We start from the raw sequence: 13,657 nt of genomic DNA, 5'->3' as shown, positions 1-13,657 counted from the left end.
GCTTCATCAACACCAGGGCGACCGCTTCCCGCCGCCATAATGCCGCGCGAGGCCGTGGCGGACGAGCGCCGCCCCTAGCGACACCCCGTCGCGCTCGACGATGCGGAGCTTGCGGCCGTAGCGGTCGACGTCGCGCTTGATCGGGACCAGCGTGAACGGCCCCGCGTTCAGCATCGCCTGCATCTTGAGCGTCGCCGCCTTCCCCGCGCGCGCTTCAGCCTTGCAGCGCGGCGGATGCGTTTCGGGGGTGTCGATGTCGGCGATTCGGACCTTGGTGCCGCGCAGCCAGAAGGTGTCGCCATCGACCATGCAGGTGATCCGCTTGTCATGGCCGCAGATCGTGAAGCGGGCGGTCACCGTCTTGCCGCCACCCCCGAGGCCATCAGCACCTAGGCCGGCACCGCCAATGCCATCACCGTTGCCGGCCCCGCCCCCGCCGCCACCGCGCGCGCTGCCGCACCGGCTGCCGCGGCCCCCGCCGCTGCCGCGCCTGCGGTGATACCCGAGACCGACGGCGCCGCGGCGACCGCGGCGTCCTTCGCCCGGCCCCAGCCGCCGGGAACGTGCAGCCCGCCCGCGGGCCAGGCGATCCCGAACCCGCTCGGCCAGTCGATCCGCACCCCTGGCGGTACGAGCGCGGACCAGTCGATCTGGCGGATCACCGGCATCATCAGCCCGAGCAGCACGCCGTAGAACACCAGCCGGAGCTGTAGCGCGATGCTGACCCCGCCGCGTCGGCGCGCACCGCTCGCACGCCCGCCTCCGGCGCGATCTCCGCCGAGCAAACGCATGAAATCAAACACATACTCCATCGCCCCCGCGCCTACGCGCGCGCGAGTCGATGTCACTGGCATCGACCACCCGGTTGCGCCGAGCGGAGTCGGAAACACGCCAGAGACGCATCGGGAACGCAGCAGGACGGCGTTCCCGTCCCGTCCCGGCTTCGTTCCGGCCCGCGTCGCGGTGGCGCGGCCCGGCGCGACGTCACGGGCTTCGCGCACAAAAAAGGCGGGGCGCGACCTGTGTCGCGCCCCGCCCCTTTCAGACAGTTCCAGCCGAAGCTTAGAAGTGCGTCACGATACCGAGCATCGGACGGAAGCTCTGCGCGTCGCCGAAGGTGTTGACCTCGGCGCGGATGCGGAAGCCTGCGTTGCCCGTGATGCCCTTCAGGCCGATGCTCTGCGGACCGACTTCTGCGCCGATGCCGTAGGTGATCGCGCTGTAGTCGCGGTTGGTGTTCTCGACGGTGTTCGACCGGCCCGAGAAATGGTCGAAGTTGACCCACTGGTAGCCGACCTTGCCGTAGATCAGGCCGCTGTCGCCAGCGCGGAAGCCGAAACGGCCAGCGGCGCCATACTGCCAATCGATGTTGCCATCGATACCCTTGATCACGTTGCCTTCAGCACCGACGAAGACCGGGCCCAGCGGAACGTTGACGCCCAGGACGCCCTGAACGAGCGAACCCGATGGCTTGTAGCCGGTGCGCAGCGTGCCGTTGGCGTTCAGCGCCTGCGGAATGCCGTGGCCGCGCTCGTTGTCGAACTGCTCCCAGCCGCCCATGACGCCGAAATACGGCTCGATACCGAACGCCTTCGAGCCGTCCGGAGCAGCGGCTTCGCCGGGTGCTGCGCTGTTGTCGGTGGGGGCGGGAGCGGACATGTCCTGCGCGAATGCTGGGGCAGCAAGCGCTGCGGCGGCAACGGCGAGTGCGATGGAAAGCTTACGCATATTCGAAAGACCTTTTTGTTTCGTTCTGGGTCCGGCTGTCCAGGACCCTCCGGGACCCGCTTAACTCCAGGTCCCTCCAAACCGGCCTATGACGAAAATGTTGCACTGCCGAGAGCAGAAATGTGGAACTGAACCGCGCTGTGGCATCCGGGCAACGGTTCCTGACAGTCTGATGAACCAACCGGGTCGAAAGCGAGGCCGATGTGGCCGAAACATGGCGATCATCCGGCATGACTGTGGACCGCGGGTTGCAAGGACTTAGCGGCGTTGCGCGCGGTCCTGCGGCGGCCGGGCGGCGGGCGGCATCGACGGGTCGACGCTAGTCGATTCGATCCGCCAGAGATGGTCTTCCACGTCGGATGTCTCGATCCCGTCGTTGGTGCGCTGCAGCATAACCGTCCCGCGCAGACGCCTTGGCTGGCCATCGGACGATGTCGCCATCACCTCGACAGGCACCGCGACATGGACCTCGCCGATCCCCGCACTGACGCTGCCGGGCGCTCCGACCTGCGCGTCGTAGCGCGAGAAACGGGCATAGCCGGCGGTGAAGGCGGGCTGATCCATTCCGCTTGCGCGACCGTCATCGACCCACAGGTCGCGCGCCGCGGCATAATCGTGCCGCGCTATCATCCGGAAATAGGTGCGGACGACCTTTTGCGCGGCTTCGGGCATCATGTCGGCGGCGGCGGCCGACATAGTTGGCTGTCGCGCCGCAGGGTGGATCACGGTGCTCACCGCGGCGTAGTTGGCGATGTCCGCCTGCGCCCGCGCCGCCGCGGCGGTCACGTCGACGTCCTTCTGCGCGGCGCTGTTCGAGCCGCCCGAACATCCGCCGAGCGTTGCCAGCACCACACAGGGGCCAAGCCGCCACGCCAGCCTATTGAGGCGGCTCACGATCGCCGTACGCATACTATGCTCCGATAAGGAAGCGTGGTCGGCGGCGCGGGGATCGTCGCTGCGCCACCGCCGATTGAAGAATGGGGGATCAGGGCTTCAACGCGACGTCGTCGCTGTCGTCGAGCTCGTCATCGTCGATGCTGCCGTCATCCAGTTCGTCCTGGACGTCGTCCTCGTCGGTGTCAGCCTCGTCCATCGACACGCTGCTGTCGATCTCACCGACCTCTTCGGAGTCCATGTCGAGATCGTCGATCGACTCGCTCTCCGCATCGTCGTCGCCAAGATCGGGGTTGAGATCGGTCATGATCGCGCCGTCGACGGGGCCGTTGCGCGTCGCCTCGAGGATCTCGGCGCGCTGGCTCTCGTCATAGCCTTCCTCGTCATACCCGTCGTCGCCCGTGCCCATGCCGGGAATCTGGTGTCCGCCCATGTTCTCGCTCCTGCTATGGCCGCGTCGTGCGGTCTTGGCTGAGGAACGGCGGGCGAGGGCGACGGGTTCCTTCGCTACGCCGCTTTGGACGCAATCGCCGGCCGGAACAGCCGGCCGCGTTCGGTCAGCGCGACGAACGCCAGTGCGACGAGCCCCGCCAGCAGGAAGCCGGCGACGAGCGGCACGGTGGTCCCATTGAACGCCTGCCCGATCATCGCGCCGATCACGGCCCCCGCGGTGACGCTCACGAACCCCTGCACGCTCGACGCGGTGCCCGCAATCCGCCCCATATTCTCCATCGCCATCGCCGAGAAGTTCGACACCGCGAGCCCGAAACAGCCGAGCGTCAGCGCCTGGAACACCGCAAAGCTGACCAGGCTCTCCCACCCGATCAGGATCGCCGCGAGGTGGATGATCGACACGACCACGAGCGCACAGAGCGAACCGTGGCTGATCAATCGCGTCCCCAACCGCATCACCACGCGCGAATTCATCAGGTTCGCGACCGCCATCGTCACCGAGGTCGTCGCGAAAATCAGCGCGAGCAGGTTCGGCCGGTGGAACACGTCCGCCATGATCTGCTGGATCGAGTTGAGATAGCCGTAGAGCGACCCCATCAGCGCGGTCGCGGCCAGCGTATATCCCAGCGAAAGCCGGTCGCCGAGCGTCTGCCGCCAGTCGGCAAGGATCCGCTGCGGCGTGATCGGCAGGACGTTGTCGGGTTCGAGCGTCTCGGGCATCCGCATCCAGAACCACGCCATGATCCCCAGCGTCAGCACCGCGATCACGCCGAAGATCGCACGCCAGTCGCCGAACTGCAGCACCGCCCAGCCGAATGTCGGCGCCAGGATCGGGACGATCATGAACACCATGAACGCGATCGACATGACGCGCGCCATCGCGCGGCCGTGATAACAGTCGCGGACCAGCGCGATCGTCGCGACGCGCGCCGCGGCGATCACCGCGCCGCCCGCAGCACGCGCGACGAGCAACAGCACGAAGCTCCCCGCGGCGGCGCACGCGACATTGGCGACCGCGTACAGCCCGAGCGACCACAGCAGCACCGTCCGCCGGCCATAGCGATCGGCTAGCGGACCATGGACGAGCTGCGCGACGCCGAACCCGATCACGAATGCGGTGACGATGAACTGCCGGCTGTTCGCGCCGGTAATGCCGAGCGAGGTGCCGATCGCGGGCAGCGCCGGCAGCATCGAGTCGATTCCGAGCGCGGTCAGCGACATCAGCGCCGCAACCAGCGCGACGAACTCAACGAAGCCGATCGGTGCCCCGCGCATCGCCTCCGCGTCGGACATGGGAGGATTGACGGTCATGATGCCGCCGCCCTTACCCGCTTATCGAACGCCGCGTAACCCGCGCCCCGGTGCCTGTGCGCGCAGGGAGGAACCTAACGACCCCAGATGTTTGCGGCCGCGCGCATTCGGCATGCCGGCATTTGGCAGCACGCGCGCGCGTCGCTATATCGGTGCTCCCTTATCCGGATACCGATACATGCTCGATACCCCCGCCGCCCAGGTTCCCACGCTCAGCCTCGCCGATCAGGCGCGCGACCCCGATGGCTTTGCCGCCGCGCTCGGCAATTCGTTCGAACGGTTCGGCTTCGCGATCGTCGCCGATCACGGCATCCCGACCGACCTGATCGACCAGGCCTGGGCCGAGACCAAGGCGCTGTTCGATCTGCCCGAAGACGAGAAGCGCGGCTATTTCGCGCCCGGCGGCGGCGGCGCGCGCGGCTACACGCCCTTCAAGACGGAAATCGCGAAAGACGCCAAGGTCGTCGACCTCAAGGAATTCTGGCATGTCGGCCGTGAGCTCCCCGCCGGCCACCGCTACGAAGCGCAGATGTCGCCCAACGTCTGGCCGACCCGGCCCGAGGGATTCAAGCCGGTCTTCCTCGACCTCTTCAAGGCGTTCGACACCGCGGGTGACAAATTGCTCTCGGCGATCGCGCGCCACCTGAAGCTAGCGCCCGACTGGTTCGACCCCGCGGTCAAGGACGGCAACAGCGTCCTGCGCCTGCTCCATTACCCGCCGATCCCCGTCGATGCCGAGGGCGTCCGCGCCGGCGCGCATGAGGATATCAACCTCATCACCTTGCTGCTCGGCGCAGAGGAGGCAGGTCTCGAACTGCTCGACCGCGCGAACGGCCGCTGGCTGTCGATCAAGCCACCCGAGGGTGCGATGGTCGTCAATGTCGGCGACATGCTCCAGCGGCTGACCAACCACGTCCTGCCCTCGACCACGCACCGCGTCGTCAACCCGCCCCCGAGCGCCGCGGCCATTCGCGCTATTCGATGCCGTTCTTCCTGCATCCCGCACCCGATTTCCTGATCGAGACGCTGCCGGCGACGATCACCGCGGAAAACCCCAACCGCTACCCGACCCCGATCACTGCGCACGACTATCTCCACGAACGCCTCGTCGAGATCGGCCTGATCAAGAAGTAACCGCCCCCCTCCACCACCACCCCGGCGAAGGCCGGGGCCCAATTGGGGGACGGCAGTAACCACGGACACCGCTCCGTTACGCCGACCTCCCCAATTGGGCCCCGGCCTGCGCCGGGGTGGTGCGTGAGCCTCAATCGAACCCGTTCGCCAAAAACCGCTCCGCCACCGCGCAATGCACCGCGATCCCGTGCGCCATCACCCGCTCGTCGATCGTCATCTTCGTATTGTGCAGCGGCGGATTGGTCCGCGGGTCGCTCCCCTCGGGTGCCGCGCCGATGAACGCCATCGCCCCCGGCAGCTTCTGCAGCACGTAGGAAAAGTCCTCCGCGCCCATCATCGGCGGCATCACCTGATACGCGCCTTCGCCGCCGATCGTCGTCGCCACCGCCTTGATCAGCTCGGTCGCGCGGGAGTCGTTGACGGTGACCGGGTAGCCCTCCTCGATCGTCGGCGTGCCTACCGCGCCGTGCGCCGCAGCGATCCCCTCGACCATCCGGATGAACGCCGCGCGCACCTGCTCGCGGGTCCGCTCCGACAGCGTCCGCATCGTCCCCAGCATCTCGACGCTCGACGGAATGACGTTGTGCGCGCTCCCCGCATTCAGCTTGGTGATCGACAGCACCGCCGGATCGGTCACCGCCACCTGTCGCGCGACATAGGTCTGCAGCGCGGTGACGATCTCGCACGCGATCGGCAGCGGATCGAGGCAGTCGTGCGGCATCGCCGCATGCCCGCCGCGCCCGGTGATCGTCGCGCGCAGCGTGTCGGTCGACGCCATCAGCGTGCCCGACCGGCTGACGACATGCCCCATCTGCATGTTGGGCGAGATGTGCAGCGCGAACCCCGCTTCGGGCAGCGGCGCATCGAGCAGCCCGTCGGCAATCATGTGCCGCGCGCCGTGATGCCCCTCCTCGCCCGGCTGGAACATGAACACGACCGTCCCCGGCAACTCGTCCCGCCGCGCGCACAGCGCCTTGGCCGCGCCAACCAGCATCGCGGTGTGCAGAATCATGCCCGCACGCATGCATCGCGCCGTCGATCTTCGACGCGAACGGCAGCCCCGTCTCTTCCTGCATCGGCAGCGCATCCATGTCGCCGCGCAGCAGGACGGTCCGCCCATTGCCGCCTGCAGTGCCGCCGCCACGCCCGCCGCGCAGGATCGCGACGAAGCCCGTGGTCGACGTCCCCCCGCGGATCTCGAGCGGCAGCCCCGCCAGCGCCGCCTTCACCTTGTCCGAGGTGCGCGGACAGTGCAGCCCGACCTCGGGATCCGCATGGATCGCGCGCCGCAACTCGATCGCCGCGTCGAGGCTCTCCTCGCCGATCGCGGCCCAGTCGGTGGTGGATTCGAAATCGAGCGACATGATCGGGTACCTCTGCAAGACGTGGTGCACAGGCCCGGCCAACGCCCGGCCCGTGCCGATGCCGCTCTATACCACAGCGCCCCACCCCCTCCACCACCTCGGCGAACGCTCGGGTTAATCGGGGGACGGCAATGATGCAGGACGGCGCTCCGTTACCGCAACCTCCCCATTTGGGCCCCGGCCTTCGCCGGGGTGGCAAGGGCAGAAGCGGCAACGCCCGCCCCAATCACCCCCGGAACAGCCCGCCCAGAACCCCGCGCAACACGCTTCCGACCAGCCCCCCGGACGCGCGCGATCGCGACCGGCTTCGCGTCCCGAACACCTGCTTGCCGATCTCGTTCGCCACCTGCCGCCCGATCGACGAGCTCGCCGCCCGCGTCGCCGACGTCGCCATCTTGGTCCAGGGCGAGTTCGCCGCCGCGCGATCGGCATCGCGCTGCGCCCGGTCCGCCTCGCGCTGGTCCGCGGCCCGCATGCGCTCCGCCTGCCGCGCTGCCTTCGCATCGACCTTGGCCTGCGCCGCCGCCGCCTTTTCCGCCGCGGTCGTCGCCTTGGCCTCTGCCGCCGCGGCGCTCGCCTCCGTGGTCTTCGCCGCCAGCAGTTCTTCCGCCGACTCGCGATCGACAACCGTGTCGTATTTCGCGCCGATCGCATCGGTCTCGATCATCACCTTGCGCTCGACCGGCGTGATCGGCCCGACGCGCGAGGCGGGCGGGCGGATCAGCGTCCGCTCGACCGGCGTCGGCGACCCGTCCGGCTGCAACAGCGACACCAAAGCCTCGCCGACCTTTAGCTCGGTGATCGCGGTCGCGACATCGACGCCCGGATTTGCCCGGAATGTCTCCGCCGCGGATCGCACCGCCGCCTGGTCGCGCGGCGTGAACGCGCGCAGTGCATGCTGCACCCGGTTGCCGAGTTGCCCCGCGACCGTATCGGGAATGTCGATCGGGTTCTGCGTGATGAAGTACACGCCGACCCCCTTCGACCGGATCAGCCGCACGACCTGCGCGATCTTGTCGAGCAGCGCCTTGGGCGCCTCGTCGAACAGCAGATGCGCCTCGTCGAAGAAAAAGCACAGCACCGGCTTGTCGGGATCGCCAATCTCGGGAAGCTGTTCGAACAGCTCGCTCATCAGCCACAGCAGGAACGTCGAATACAGCTTCGGGCTCGCCATCAGCTGGTCCGCGGCAAGGATGTTGACGATGCCCCTGCCCCGGTCGTCCACGCCGATAAAGTCGCGCATCTCGAGCGCGGGCTCGCCGAAGAAATGCTCCGCGCCCTGCGTCCGCAGCTGGAGCAGCGACCGCTGGATCGCGCCGATCGACTGTTTCGACACATTGCCATAGGTCGTCGTCAGCTCGTCCGCACGCCCCGCGCACTCGGTCAGCATCGCCTGCAGATCGTCGAGGTCGATCAGCAACAGCCCTTCCTTGTCCGCGACGTGGAAGGCGATCGTCAGCACGCCCTCCTGCACCTCGTTGAGGTCCATCAGCCGCGCGAGCAGCAACGGCCCCATCTCGCTGATCGTCGTGCGGATCGGATGCCCCTGCGCGCCGAACAGGTCCCAGAATTGCACGGGGTTGTCGGCATAGGCCCAGCCGGCATCGCCGATCGCCTTCGCGCGCTCGGCAAACGCCGCGTGCGTCTTGGCGGTCGGCGACCCCGCCATGGCGAGCCCCGACAGGTCGCCCTTCACGTCCGCGACGAAGCACGGCACGCCGCGCGCGGAGAACCCCTCGATGATTCCCTGCAGCGTCACCGTCTTGCCGGTGCCCGTCGCGCCCGCGATCAGCCCGTGGCGGTTCGCGCGTTTCAGCTCGAGCGTCTGCTGCGTGCCGTCCACGCTGGCGCCGATGACAATGCCGTCGCTCATGCTCTCATCCTCATACCCGTCACCCGATCCTAACCCCGGGCGCCGCAAAGAAAAAGGACCGCCGCCCGGTGGGGCGACGGTCCTTCGTATTCCGCAATCCGGTGAGGGATTACTTGATCTTGACGGGCAGGAACTGCGCCGGGCCACGGCCGCGCTTGACCTGGAGAAGGACCTGCGGACGCCCCGCGGTCTTGGCGCTGGTCACCGCGGTCTGCATGTCGGCAGCCGTTCGCACCGGCGTGCCGTTGACCGACATGATCACGTCGCCGCGCTTGAGCTTGCCGAACGCATCGCTCGTCTGTGCGACGACCGCGATCACCACGCCCTGCGTCGTCGGATCGACCCCGACCGCCTGCGCGATCGCCGGGGTCAGCGGCTGGACACCGATCCCGAGCGCCGCACCCGCGGTGGGAGCGGCCGTGCTGCCCGTATCGTCGTCGTCACCATCTTCGCTGCCAAAGCCCTGCGCGTCGCCACCCAGCGTCGCGGCAAGCTTCTCCGCGCTCGGACGCGGTGCGACGACCACGTTGGCGGACGCCGGCTTGCCGTTGCGCAGGATGTCGAGACGCGCGGTCTGGCCTGGCTTCACGTTCGAGACGAGATAGGAGAGCGACTGATCGACCGTGACCGCCTGTCCGTTGACGCGCGTGACGACGTCGCCCGCACGCACACCGGCCTTTGCCGCAGGCCCGCCCGCGGTGACGTCGTTGATCAGCTCGCCCTGGTTCTTGGCGATGCCGAGCGCGGCGGCGGTGTCCTCGTTGATCGTGCCGCCCGGCTGCAGCTGGACGCCGATATAGCCGCGCTCGATCGTGCCGCCCTTCATGAAGGTCGCGATGATCGGCTTGGCGGTCGCCGCGGGGATCGCGAAGCCGATCCCGATATTGCCGCCCGACTGGCTGAAGATCTGCGAGTTCACGCCGATCACGTTGCCGCTCAGGTCGAACATCGGACCGCCCGAGTTACCCTGGTTGATCGACGCGTCGGTCTGGATGAAGCGGTCATACGCACCGCCCTGCCCGGTGACGCGATTGATCGCCGAGATGATGCCTGCGGTCACCGTGCCGCCAAGCCCGAACGGTTCGCCGATCGCGAGCACCCAGTCGCCGACACGCGCGCCGTTGGAATCGCCGAACTTCACGAAGGGCAGGTCCGCCGCGTCGATCTTGAGCAGCGCCAGGTCGGACTCCTGGTCCTTGCCGATGACCTTGGCGACATATTCCTTCTTGTTGCTCAGCGTCACCGTGATCGAGATCGACCGTCGCGCCCTGCGCGCCCGGCGAGATCACATGGTTGTTGGTGACGACATAGCCATCCGGCGAGATCAGGAAGCCCGAGCCGAGCGACGCGCCCTCGCGCTTGACCGGCGGGCCACCCTGCGGGCCACCGCCCATGCCGCCGAACAGGTCGCCGAACGGCGTGCCTGCGAACGGATTGGCCTGCTGTTTCTGGACGATCGTCTGCTTGGTCGAAATGTTGACGACGGCGGGCTGGAGCCGCGCGACCATGTCGGCGAAGCTCATCGGCGCGCCGGGCTTCGGCGAGACCGCCTGGATCGCGCCGGGTTCGTTCTGCGCGACCTGGGCGGTGCCCGGCTGGAGCGCGAGCGTCGCGGTTGCGCCGCCTAGGAGAAGAGCACTGGTAATGGCGTAGGCATAACGCACTAGATGTTGTCCTCTCGTTTCATCGTTCGAAACAGACCGCTGCTAGGCGAGACGTGCTGAACGATGGTTGAATAGGGGGAAGCTGGAAAGGTTCCGCCAAAGGCAACGGGCGCGCCTTAGCGCCCGCGACCCTCGAACTCCCGCAGATAGCTGTTGTTGGGCGACAGGATGATCGACGTCGATCCTTCCGGCGGCGTGCCGCCATCCGCCCCGAAGGTGTGGCGGTAGGACTGCATCGCGCGGTAGAAATCGTAGAAATCAGCATCCTTGCCAAAGCTTTCCGCATAGATCTTCGCCGAGTCGGCATCCGCCTGCGCGCGGACGATCTGCGCCTGCTTCTGACCCTCGGCACGGATCGTGATCGCCTCCTGCTGACGCGCGCTCGACATGCGCTTGAGCGCGCTTTCGAGCGGAAGGCCGACGGGCAGGTTTGCCTGCTTGATCCGGACATCGACGATCTCGACGCCGTACTGGCTCGCGACTCGCTGCAGCCCCTTCTGGATATTGTCCATCAGTTCCGACCGCTCGGGGCTGAGCAGTTCGACGAACCGCCGCTTGCCGAGCTCGTTGCGCAGCGCCGACCCCAGGATCGGGCGCAGCTGGTCGGGAATGCGTTCCTCGCTGCCGACCGCATTGCGCATCTTGCGCGGGTCGACGACGCGGTACCGCGCATAGGCATCGACCTCGAGCCGCAGCTGGTCGGTCGACAGCACGAGCGTGTTGTCGAGCTCGATGTCCTGCACGCGCTTGTCGATCCACACGATGCGGTCGATGAACGGCACGCGCGCGATCAGCCCGGCGCCCGTGTCGCCGAACGGCTGGTTCGGCGCATAGGCGTTGACGGTGCGGATCGGCTGCCCGAACCGCAGGATCACCGCCTGCTGGGTCTCGGGGACGATCGCGAAGGTCGCGGCGGCCAGGATGACCAGCACGAGCGCGATCGCGCCTGCGACCATCGGGTTGCGGATGCTCACGCCGTTCACTGCGCTGCCCCCTGCTGGGCGGGAACCGGCGTTGGTGTCGGCTCGGCCGCACGCGGCGCCTGCGGGTCGGTCAGCCGCTTGCCGTTCTGCAACGGCAGGTACGGCACGACGCCACCCGGGGTCTCGACGATCGTCTTGTCGCTCTTGGCCAATACCGCTTCCATGGTCTCGTAATACATCCGTCGACGCGTGACTTCGGGGGCCAGGCGATACTGCTCGTACACCTTGTCGAACGATGCGGCCTCGCCCTGCGCACGCGCCACGACCTGCTGTGCATAGGAGCGCGACTGGTTGAGGTTGGCGATCGCCTCCTGCTGCGCCGCGGTCACCGCGTTGAAGTCCTCGACGATCCGCGCCGGCGCTGCCGCCTGCTTGATCGCGACGCCCTGGATACGTACACCCGACTTGTAGTCGTCGAGGATCTGCTGCGTCAGCTCGGCGACGCGCTGCTCGATCACCGTGCGGCCCGTGCCGATCGCCTGCTCCAGCGTCGTTGTCGCGACCACCGCGCGCATCGCGCTCTCGGCGGCGGCGCGCACCGTGTTGTTGGGCTCGGCCAGCTGGAAGACGTAATTCCGCGGATCGGCGATGTCCCAGCGCACCGAATAGGCAAGGTCGATGATGTTCTGGTCGCCGGTCAGCGTCAGGTTCTCGCCGTCACCGACGGGGAAGTTGTCCGTGCGGATATTCTGCACGTCGACCACCTCGACGCTCGCGATCGGCGCGGGCGGCGTCAAGCGGATGCCCGGATCGAGCGTGCCGGCATATCTGCCGAAATAGGTGACCACGCCGCGCTGCTGCGGCCCGATCTGGTGGAACGAGGTGAACAGGATCCACACGAGCACGATGATCCCCGCACCGATCGCCCACAACGCGCGCGCATTGGCGCCCGATGGCAGGCCGCCGAAATTACCGCCGCCCCCGCCGCCGCCGCCGCCATTGCCGCGCGCCTTTTTCAGGAACTCATCGAGCGCGCTGGGCTTCGCGGTCGCCTTGCGTCCGCCGGGCGGCAATGCCCAGGGATTGCGTGGCCCGCCGCCCTCGGCACCAGCATCGTCACCGGACCCGCCCCAGGGGCCCTTTGGCGTTTCGACGGCGAGAATTGGGGGACGCCGGAACCAGCGCGAGAAGATCGTCATCTAACCTTTATAGGTGCGCACCCGCGGAAAAACAGTGCCAAGCAGCCGCCACGGGCCTATCTGACGCGGATGATCGACATTGAAGCGGTAAAGGCGGCGATCGCCGCAGTGGCGGGACCGCGCGCCACGGTACGCCTCGAGGGCGAGCGGCTGGGCATCGTCGTCGACGCCACCGGACTAGACCCCAAGGCACGCGACGCGCTGGAGGCGACGATCCGCATGGCCGCGACTGGCCCGGGCGTCACCGACGTGCGGATCGTGATGACCGCCGAGCGGACCACCCGCCGGCTGATCGCGGTCGCCAGCGGCAAGGGCGGCGTCGGCAAGTCGACGCTGTCCGCCAACCTCGCGATTGCGCTCAGCCGCGCCGGGCGCCGCGTCGGCTTGGTCGATGCGGACATATACGGCCCGTCGCAGCCGCGGCTGATGGGGGTCGAGGGCACCCGCCCGACCGCCAAGGACAAGGTGCTCGACCCCGTCCCCACCCCCTACGGCGTCCCGCTGCTGTCGATGGGCCAGCTCGTCGATCCCGGTCGCGCGCTTGCGTGGCGCGGGCCGATGGCGGCGGGCGCGCTGGGCCAGCTGGTCGAGGCGGACTGGGGCGCGACCGACACGCTCGTGCTCGACCTGCCCCCCGGCACCGGCGACGTCCAGCTGACGATGGTCCAGAAATACCGTCCCGCGGGCGCGATCATCGTCTCGACGCCGCAGGATCTGGCCCTCATCGACGCGCGCCGCGCGATCGACCTTTTCGAGAAAGCGGGCATCCCGATCATCGGGCTGGTCGAGAATATGGCGGGCTATGTCTGCCCGCATTGCGGCGAGAGTTCGGATCCGTTCGGCAACGGCGGCGCCGAGGCGGCGGCGCGTGAGCTCGGCATCGCGTTCCTCGGCCGCGTGCCGCTGACGCTGTCGATCCGCACCGCATCCGACGCGGGAACGCCCCCCGCAGCCGAGCCCGACGACGTGATTTTCGCCGCCCTCGCCGCTCAGGTCGTCGCATGGATTGGAAAAATGTGAAACGTTTTGGGGCGCGCGCCGTTGTGCTGTTACCGGTCGTGCCTGGCGCGTAGAGCTACGGCACGAGCGGACCAGGTTTCCCGAGACGCGCCCG

The 13,657-nt window shown here is 68.0% G+C and carries 12 protein-coding genes and 2 pseudogenes; 3 read left to right on the top strand and 11 right to left on the bottom strand.

Annotation, left to right across the window (positions count from 1 at the left end; all coding sequences use genetic code 11):
- Positions 1-6: 6 nt before the first annotated feature.
- The 6 genes from QP165_RS13775 to QP165_RS13750 all read right to left on the bottom strand — a co-directional run bounded on the left by QP165_RS13775 (position 7) and on the right by QP165_RS13750 (position 4,386).
- Positions 7-357, bottom strand: a complete 351-nt coding sequence (locus tag QP165_RS13775; protein ID WP_333996072.1) for a thermonuclease family protein — start codon at positions 355-357, stop codon at positions 7-9.
- A gap of 32 nt (positions 358-389) precedes the next feature.
- The gene (locus tag QP165_RS13770; protein ID WP_333996071.1) at positions 390-812 is read right to left on the bottom strand and encodes a hypothetical protein; all 423 of its coding nucleotides are present in this window, start codon (positions 810-812) and stop codon (positions 390-392) included.
- A 250-nt stretch (positions 813-1,062) separates the two neighbouring features.
- Positions 1,063-1,728: an outer membrane protein gene (locus tag QP165_RS13765; RefSeq protein ID WP_056020366.1), complete on the bottom strand. Its 666-nt coding sequence runs from the start codon at positions 1,726-1,728 to the stop codon at positions 1,063-1,065.
- A 258-nt stretch (positions 1,729-1,986) separates the two neighbouring features.
- The gene (locus QP165_RS13760; protein WP_333996070.1) at positions 1,987-2,637 is read right to left on the bottom strand and encodes a hypothetical protein; all 651 of its coding nucleotides are present in this window, start codon (positions 2,635-2,637) and stop codon (positions 1,987-1,989) included.
- Positions 2,638-2,713: 76 nt separating this feature from the next.
- The gene (locus QP165_RS13755) at positions 2,714-3,055 is read right to left on the bottom strand and encodes a hypothetical protein (RefSeq protein WP_056020361.1); all 342 of its coding nucleotides are present in this window, start codon (positions 3,053-3,055) and stop codon (positions 2,714-2,716) included.
- Positions 3,056-3,129: 74 nt separating this feature from the next.
- Positions 3,130-4,386, bottom strand: coding sequence for a multidrug effflux MFS transporter (locus QP165_RS13750; protein WP_333996069.1), 1,257 nt, complete (start codon positions 4,384-4,386; stop codon positions 3,130-3,132).
- 178 nt (positions 4,387-4,564) lie between these two features.
- On the opposite strand from QP165_RS13750, the pseudogene QP165_RS13745 reads away from it, so the two are divergent.
- A pseudogene (locus QP165_RS13745) lies at positions 4,565-5,520 on the top strand (isopenicillin N synthase family dioxygenase).
- A 130-nt stretch (positions 5,521-5,650) separates the two neighbouring features.
- Here QP165_RS13745 and QP165_RS13740 read toward each other — a convergent pair.
- Positions 5,651-6,532, bottom strand: coding sequence for a M20 metallopeptidase family protein (locus QP165_RS13740; RefSeq protein WP_333996068.1), 882 nt, complete (start codon positions 6,530-6,532; stop codon positions 5,651-5,653).
- 161 nt (positions 6,533-6,693) lie between these two features.
- On the opposite strand from QP165_RS13740, the gene QP165_RS13735 reads away from it, so the two are divergent.
- Positions 6,694-7,002, top strand: a complete 309-nt coding sequence (locus QP165_RS13735) for a hypothetical protein (RefSeq protein ID WP_333996067.1) — start codon at positions 6,694-6,696, stop codon at positions 7,000-7,002.
- 108 nt (positions 7,003-7,110) lie between these two features.
- Here the strand turns inward: QP165_RS13735 and QP165_RS13730 are convergent, their stop codons facing one another.
- From QP165_RS13730 to hflK, 4 genes and pseudogenes are all read right to left on the bottom strand, one after another.
- Positions 7,111-8,757, bottom strand: coding sequence for a helicase HerA-like domain-containing protein (locus tag QP165_RS13730; protein WP_333996066.1), 1,647 nt, complete (start codon positions 8,755-8,757; stop codon positions 7,111-7,113).
- A gap of 109 nt (positions 8,758-8,866) precedes the next feature.
- A pseudogene (locus QP165_RS13725) lies at positions 8,867-10,421 on the bottom strand (Do family serine endopeptidase).
- A gap of 116 nt (positions 10,422-10,537) precedes the next feature.
- Positions 10,538-11,377 (bottom strand): protease modulator HflC, encoded by an 840-nt coding sequence (hflC, locus tag QP165_RS13720; RefSeq protein WP_443019376.1) that lies wholly within the window; start codon positions 11,375-11,377, stop codon positions 10,538-10,540.
- A gap of 23 nt (positions 11,378-11,400) precedes the next feature.
- The gene (gene hflK / locus QP165_RS13715; protein ID WP_333996065.1) at positions 11,401-12,543 is read right to left on the bottom strand and encodes a protease modulator HflK; all 1,143 of its coding nucleotides are present in this window, start codon (positions 12,541-12,543) and stop codon (positions 11,401-11,403) included.
- Positions 12,544-12,612: 69 nt separating this feature from the next.
- Here hflK and QP165_RS13710 point away from each other — a divergent pair, with 69 nt between their 5' ends.
- A complete protein-coding gene (locus QP165_RS13710; protein ID WP_333996064.1) occupies positions 12,613-13,563 on the top strand; it encodes an Mrp/NBP35 family ATP-binding protein in 951 nt (316 codons plus the stop codon).
- Positions 13,564-13,657 lie beyond the last annotated feature (94 nt).

Source organism: Sphingomonas sp. 22R3R2A-7 (genome assembly GCF_036856055.1).
Taxonomy (GTDB): Bacteria; Pseudomonadota; Alphaproteobacteria; order Sphingomonadales; family Sphingomonadaceae; genus Sphingomonas.
Note: the sequence above shows the minus strand (reverse complement) of the source record. Positions and strands in the feature narration are given on the sequence as shown.

Bases quoted from the DNA above. Each gene is read 5' to 3' on its own strand.
- QP165_RS13770 (WP_333996071.1), bottom strand. From the start codon at position 812: ATGGAGTATGTGTTTGATTTCATGCGTTTGCTCGGCGGAGATCGCGCC.
- QP165_RS13765 (WP_056020366.1), bottom strand. From the start codon at position 1,728: ATGCGTAAGCTTTCCATCGCACTCGCCGTTGCCGCCGCAGCGCTTGCT.
- QP165_RS13760 (WP_333996070.1), bottom strand. From the start codon at position 2,637: ATGCGTACGGCGATCGTGAGCCGCCTCAATAGGCTGGCGTGGCGGCTT.
- QP165_RS13755 (WP_056020361.1), bottom strand. From the start codon at position 3,055: ATGGGCGGACACCAGATTCCCGGCATGGGCACGGGCGACGACGGGTAT.
- QP165_RS13750 (WP_333996069.1), bottom strand. From the start codon at position 4,386: ATGACCGTCAATCCTCCCATGTCCGACGCGGAGGCGATGCGCGGGGCA.
- QP165_RS13740 (WP_333996068.1), bottom strand. From the start codon at position 6,532: ATGATTCTGCACACCGCGATGCTGGTTGGCGCGGCCAAGGCGCTGTGC.
- QP165_RS13730 (WP_333996066.1), bottom strand. From the start codon at position 8,757: ATGAGCGACGGCATTGTCATCGGCGCCAGCGTGGACGGCACGCAGCAG.
- hflC (WP_443019376.1), bottom strand. From the start codon at position 11,377: ATGGTCGCAGGCGCGATCGCGCTCGTGCTGGTCATCCTGGCCGCCGCG.
- hflK (WP_333996065.1), bottom strand. From the start codon at position 12,543: ATGACGATCTTCTCGCGCTGGTTCCGGCGTCCCCCAATTCTCGCCGTC.
- QP165_RS13710 (WP_333996064.1), top strand. From the start codon at position 12,613: ATGATCGACATTGAAGCGGTAAAGGCGGCGATCGCCGCAGTGGCGGGA.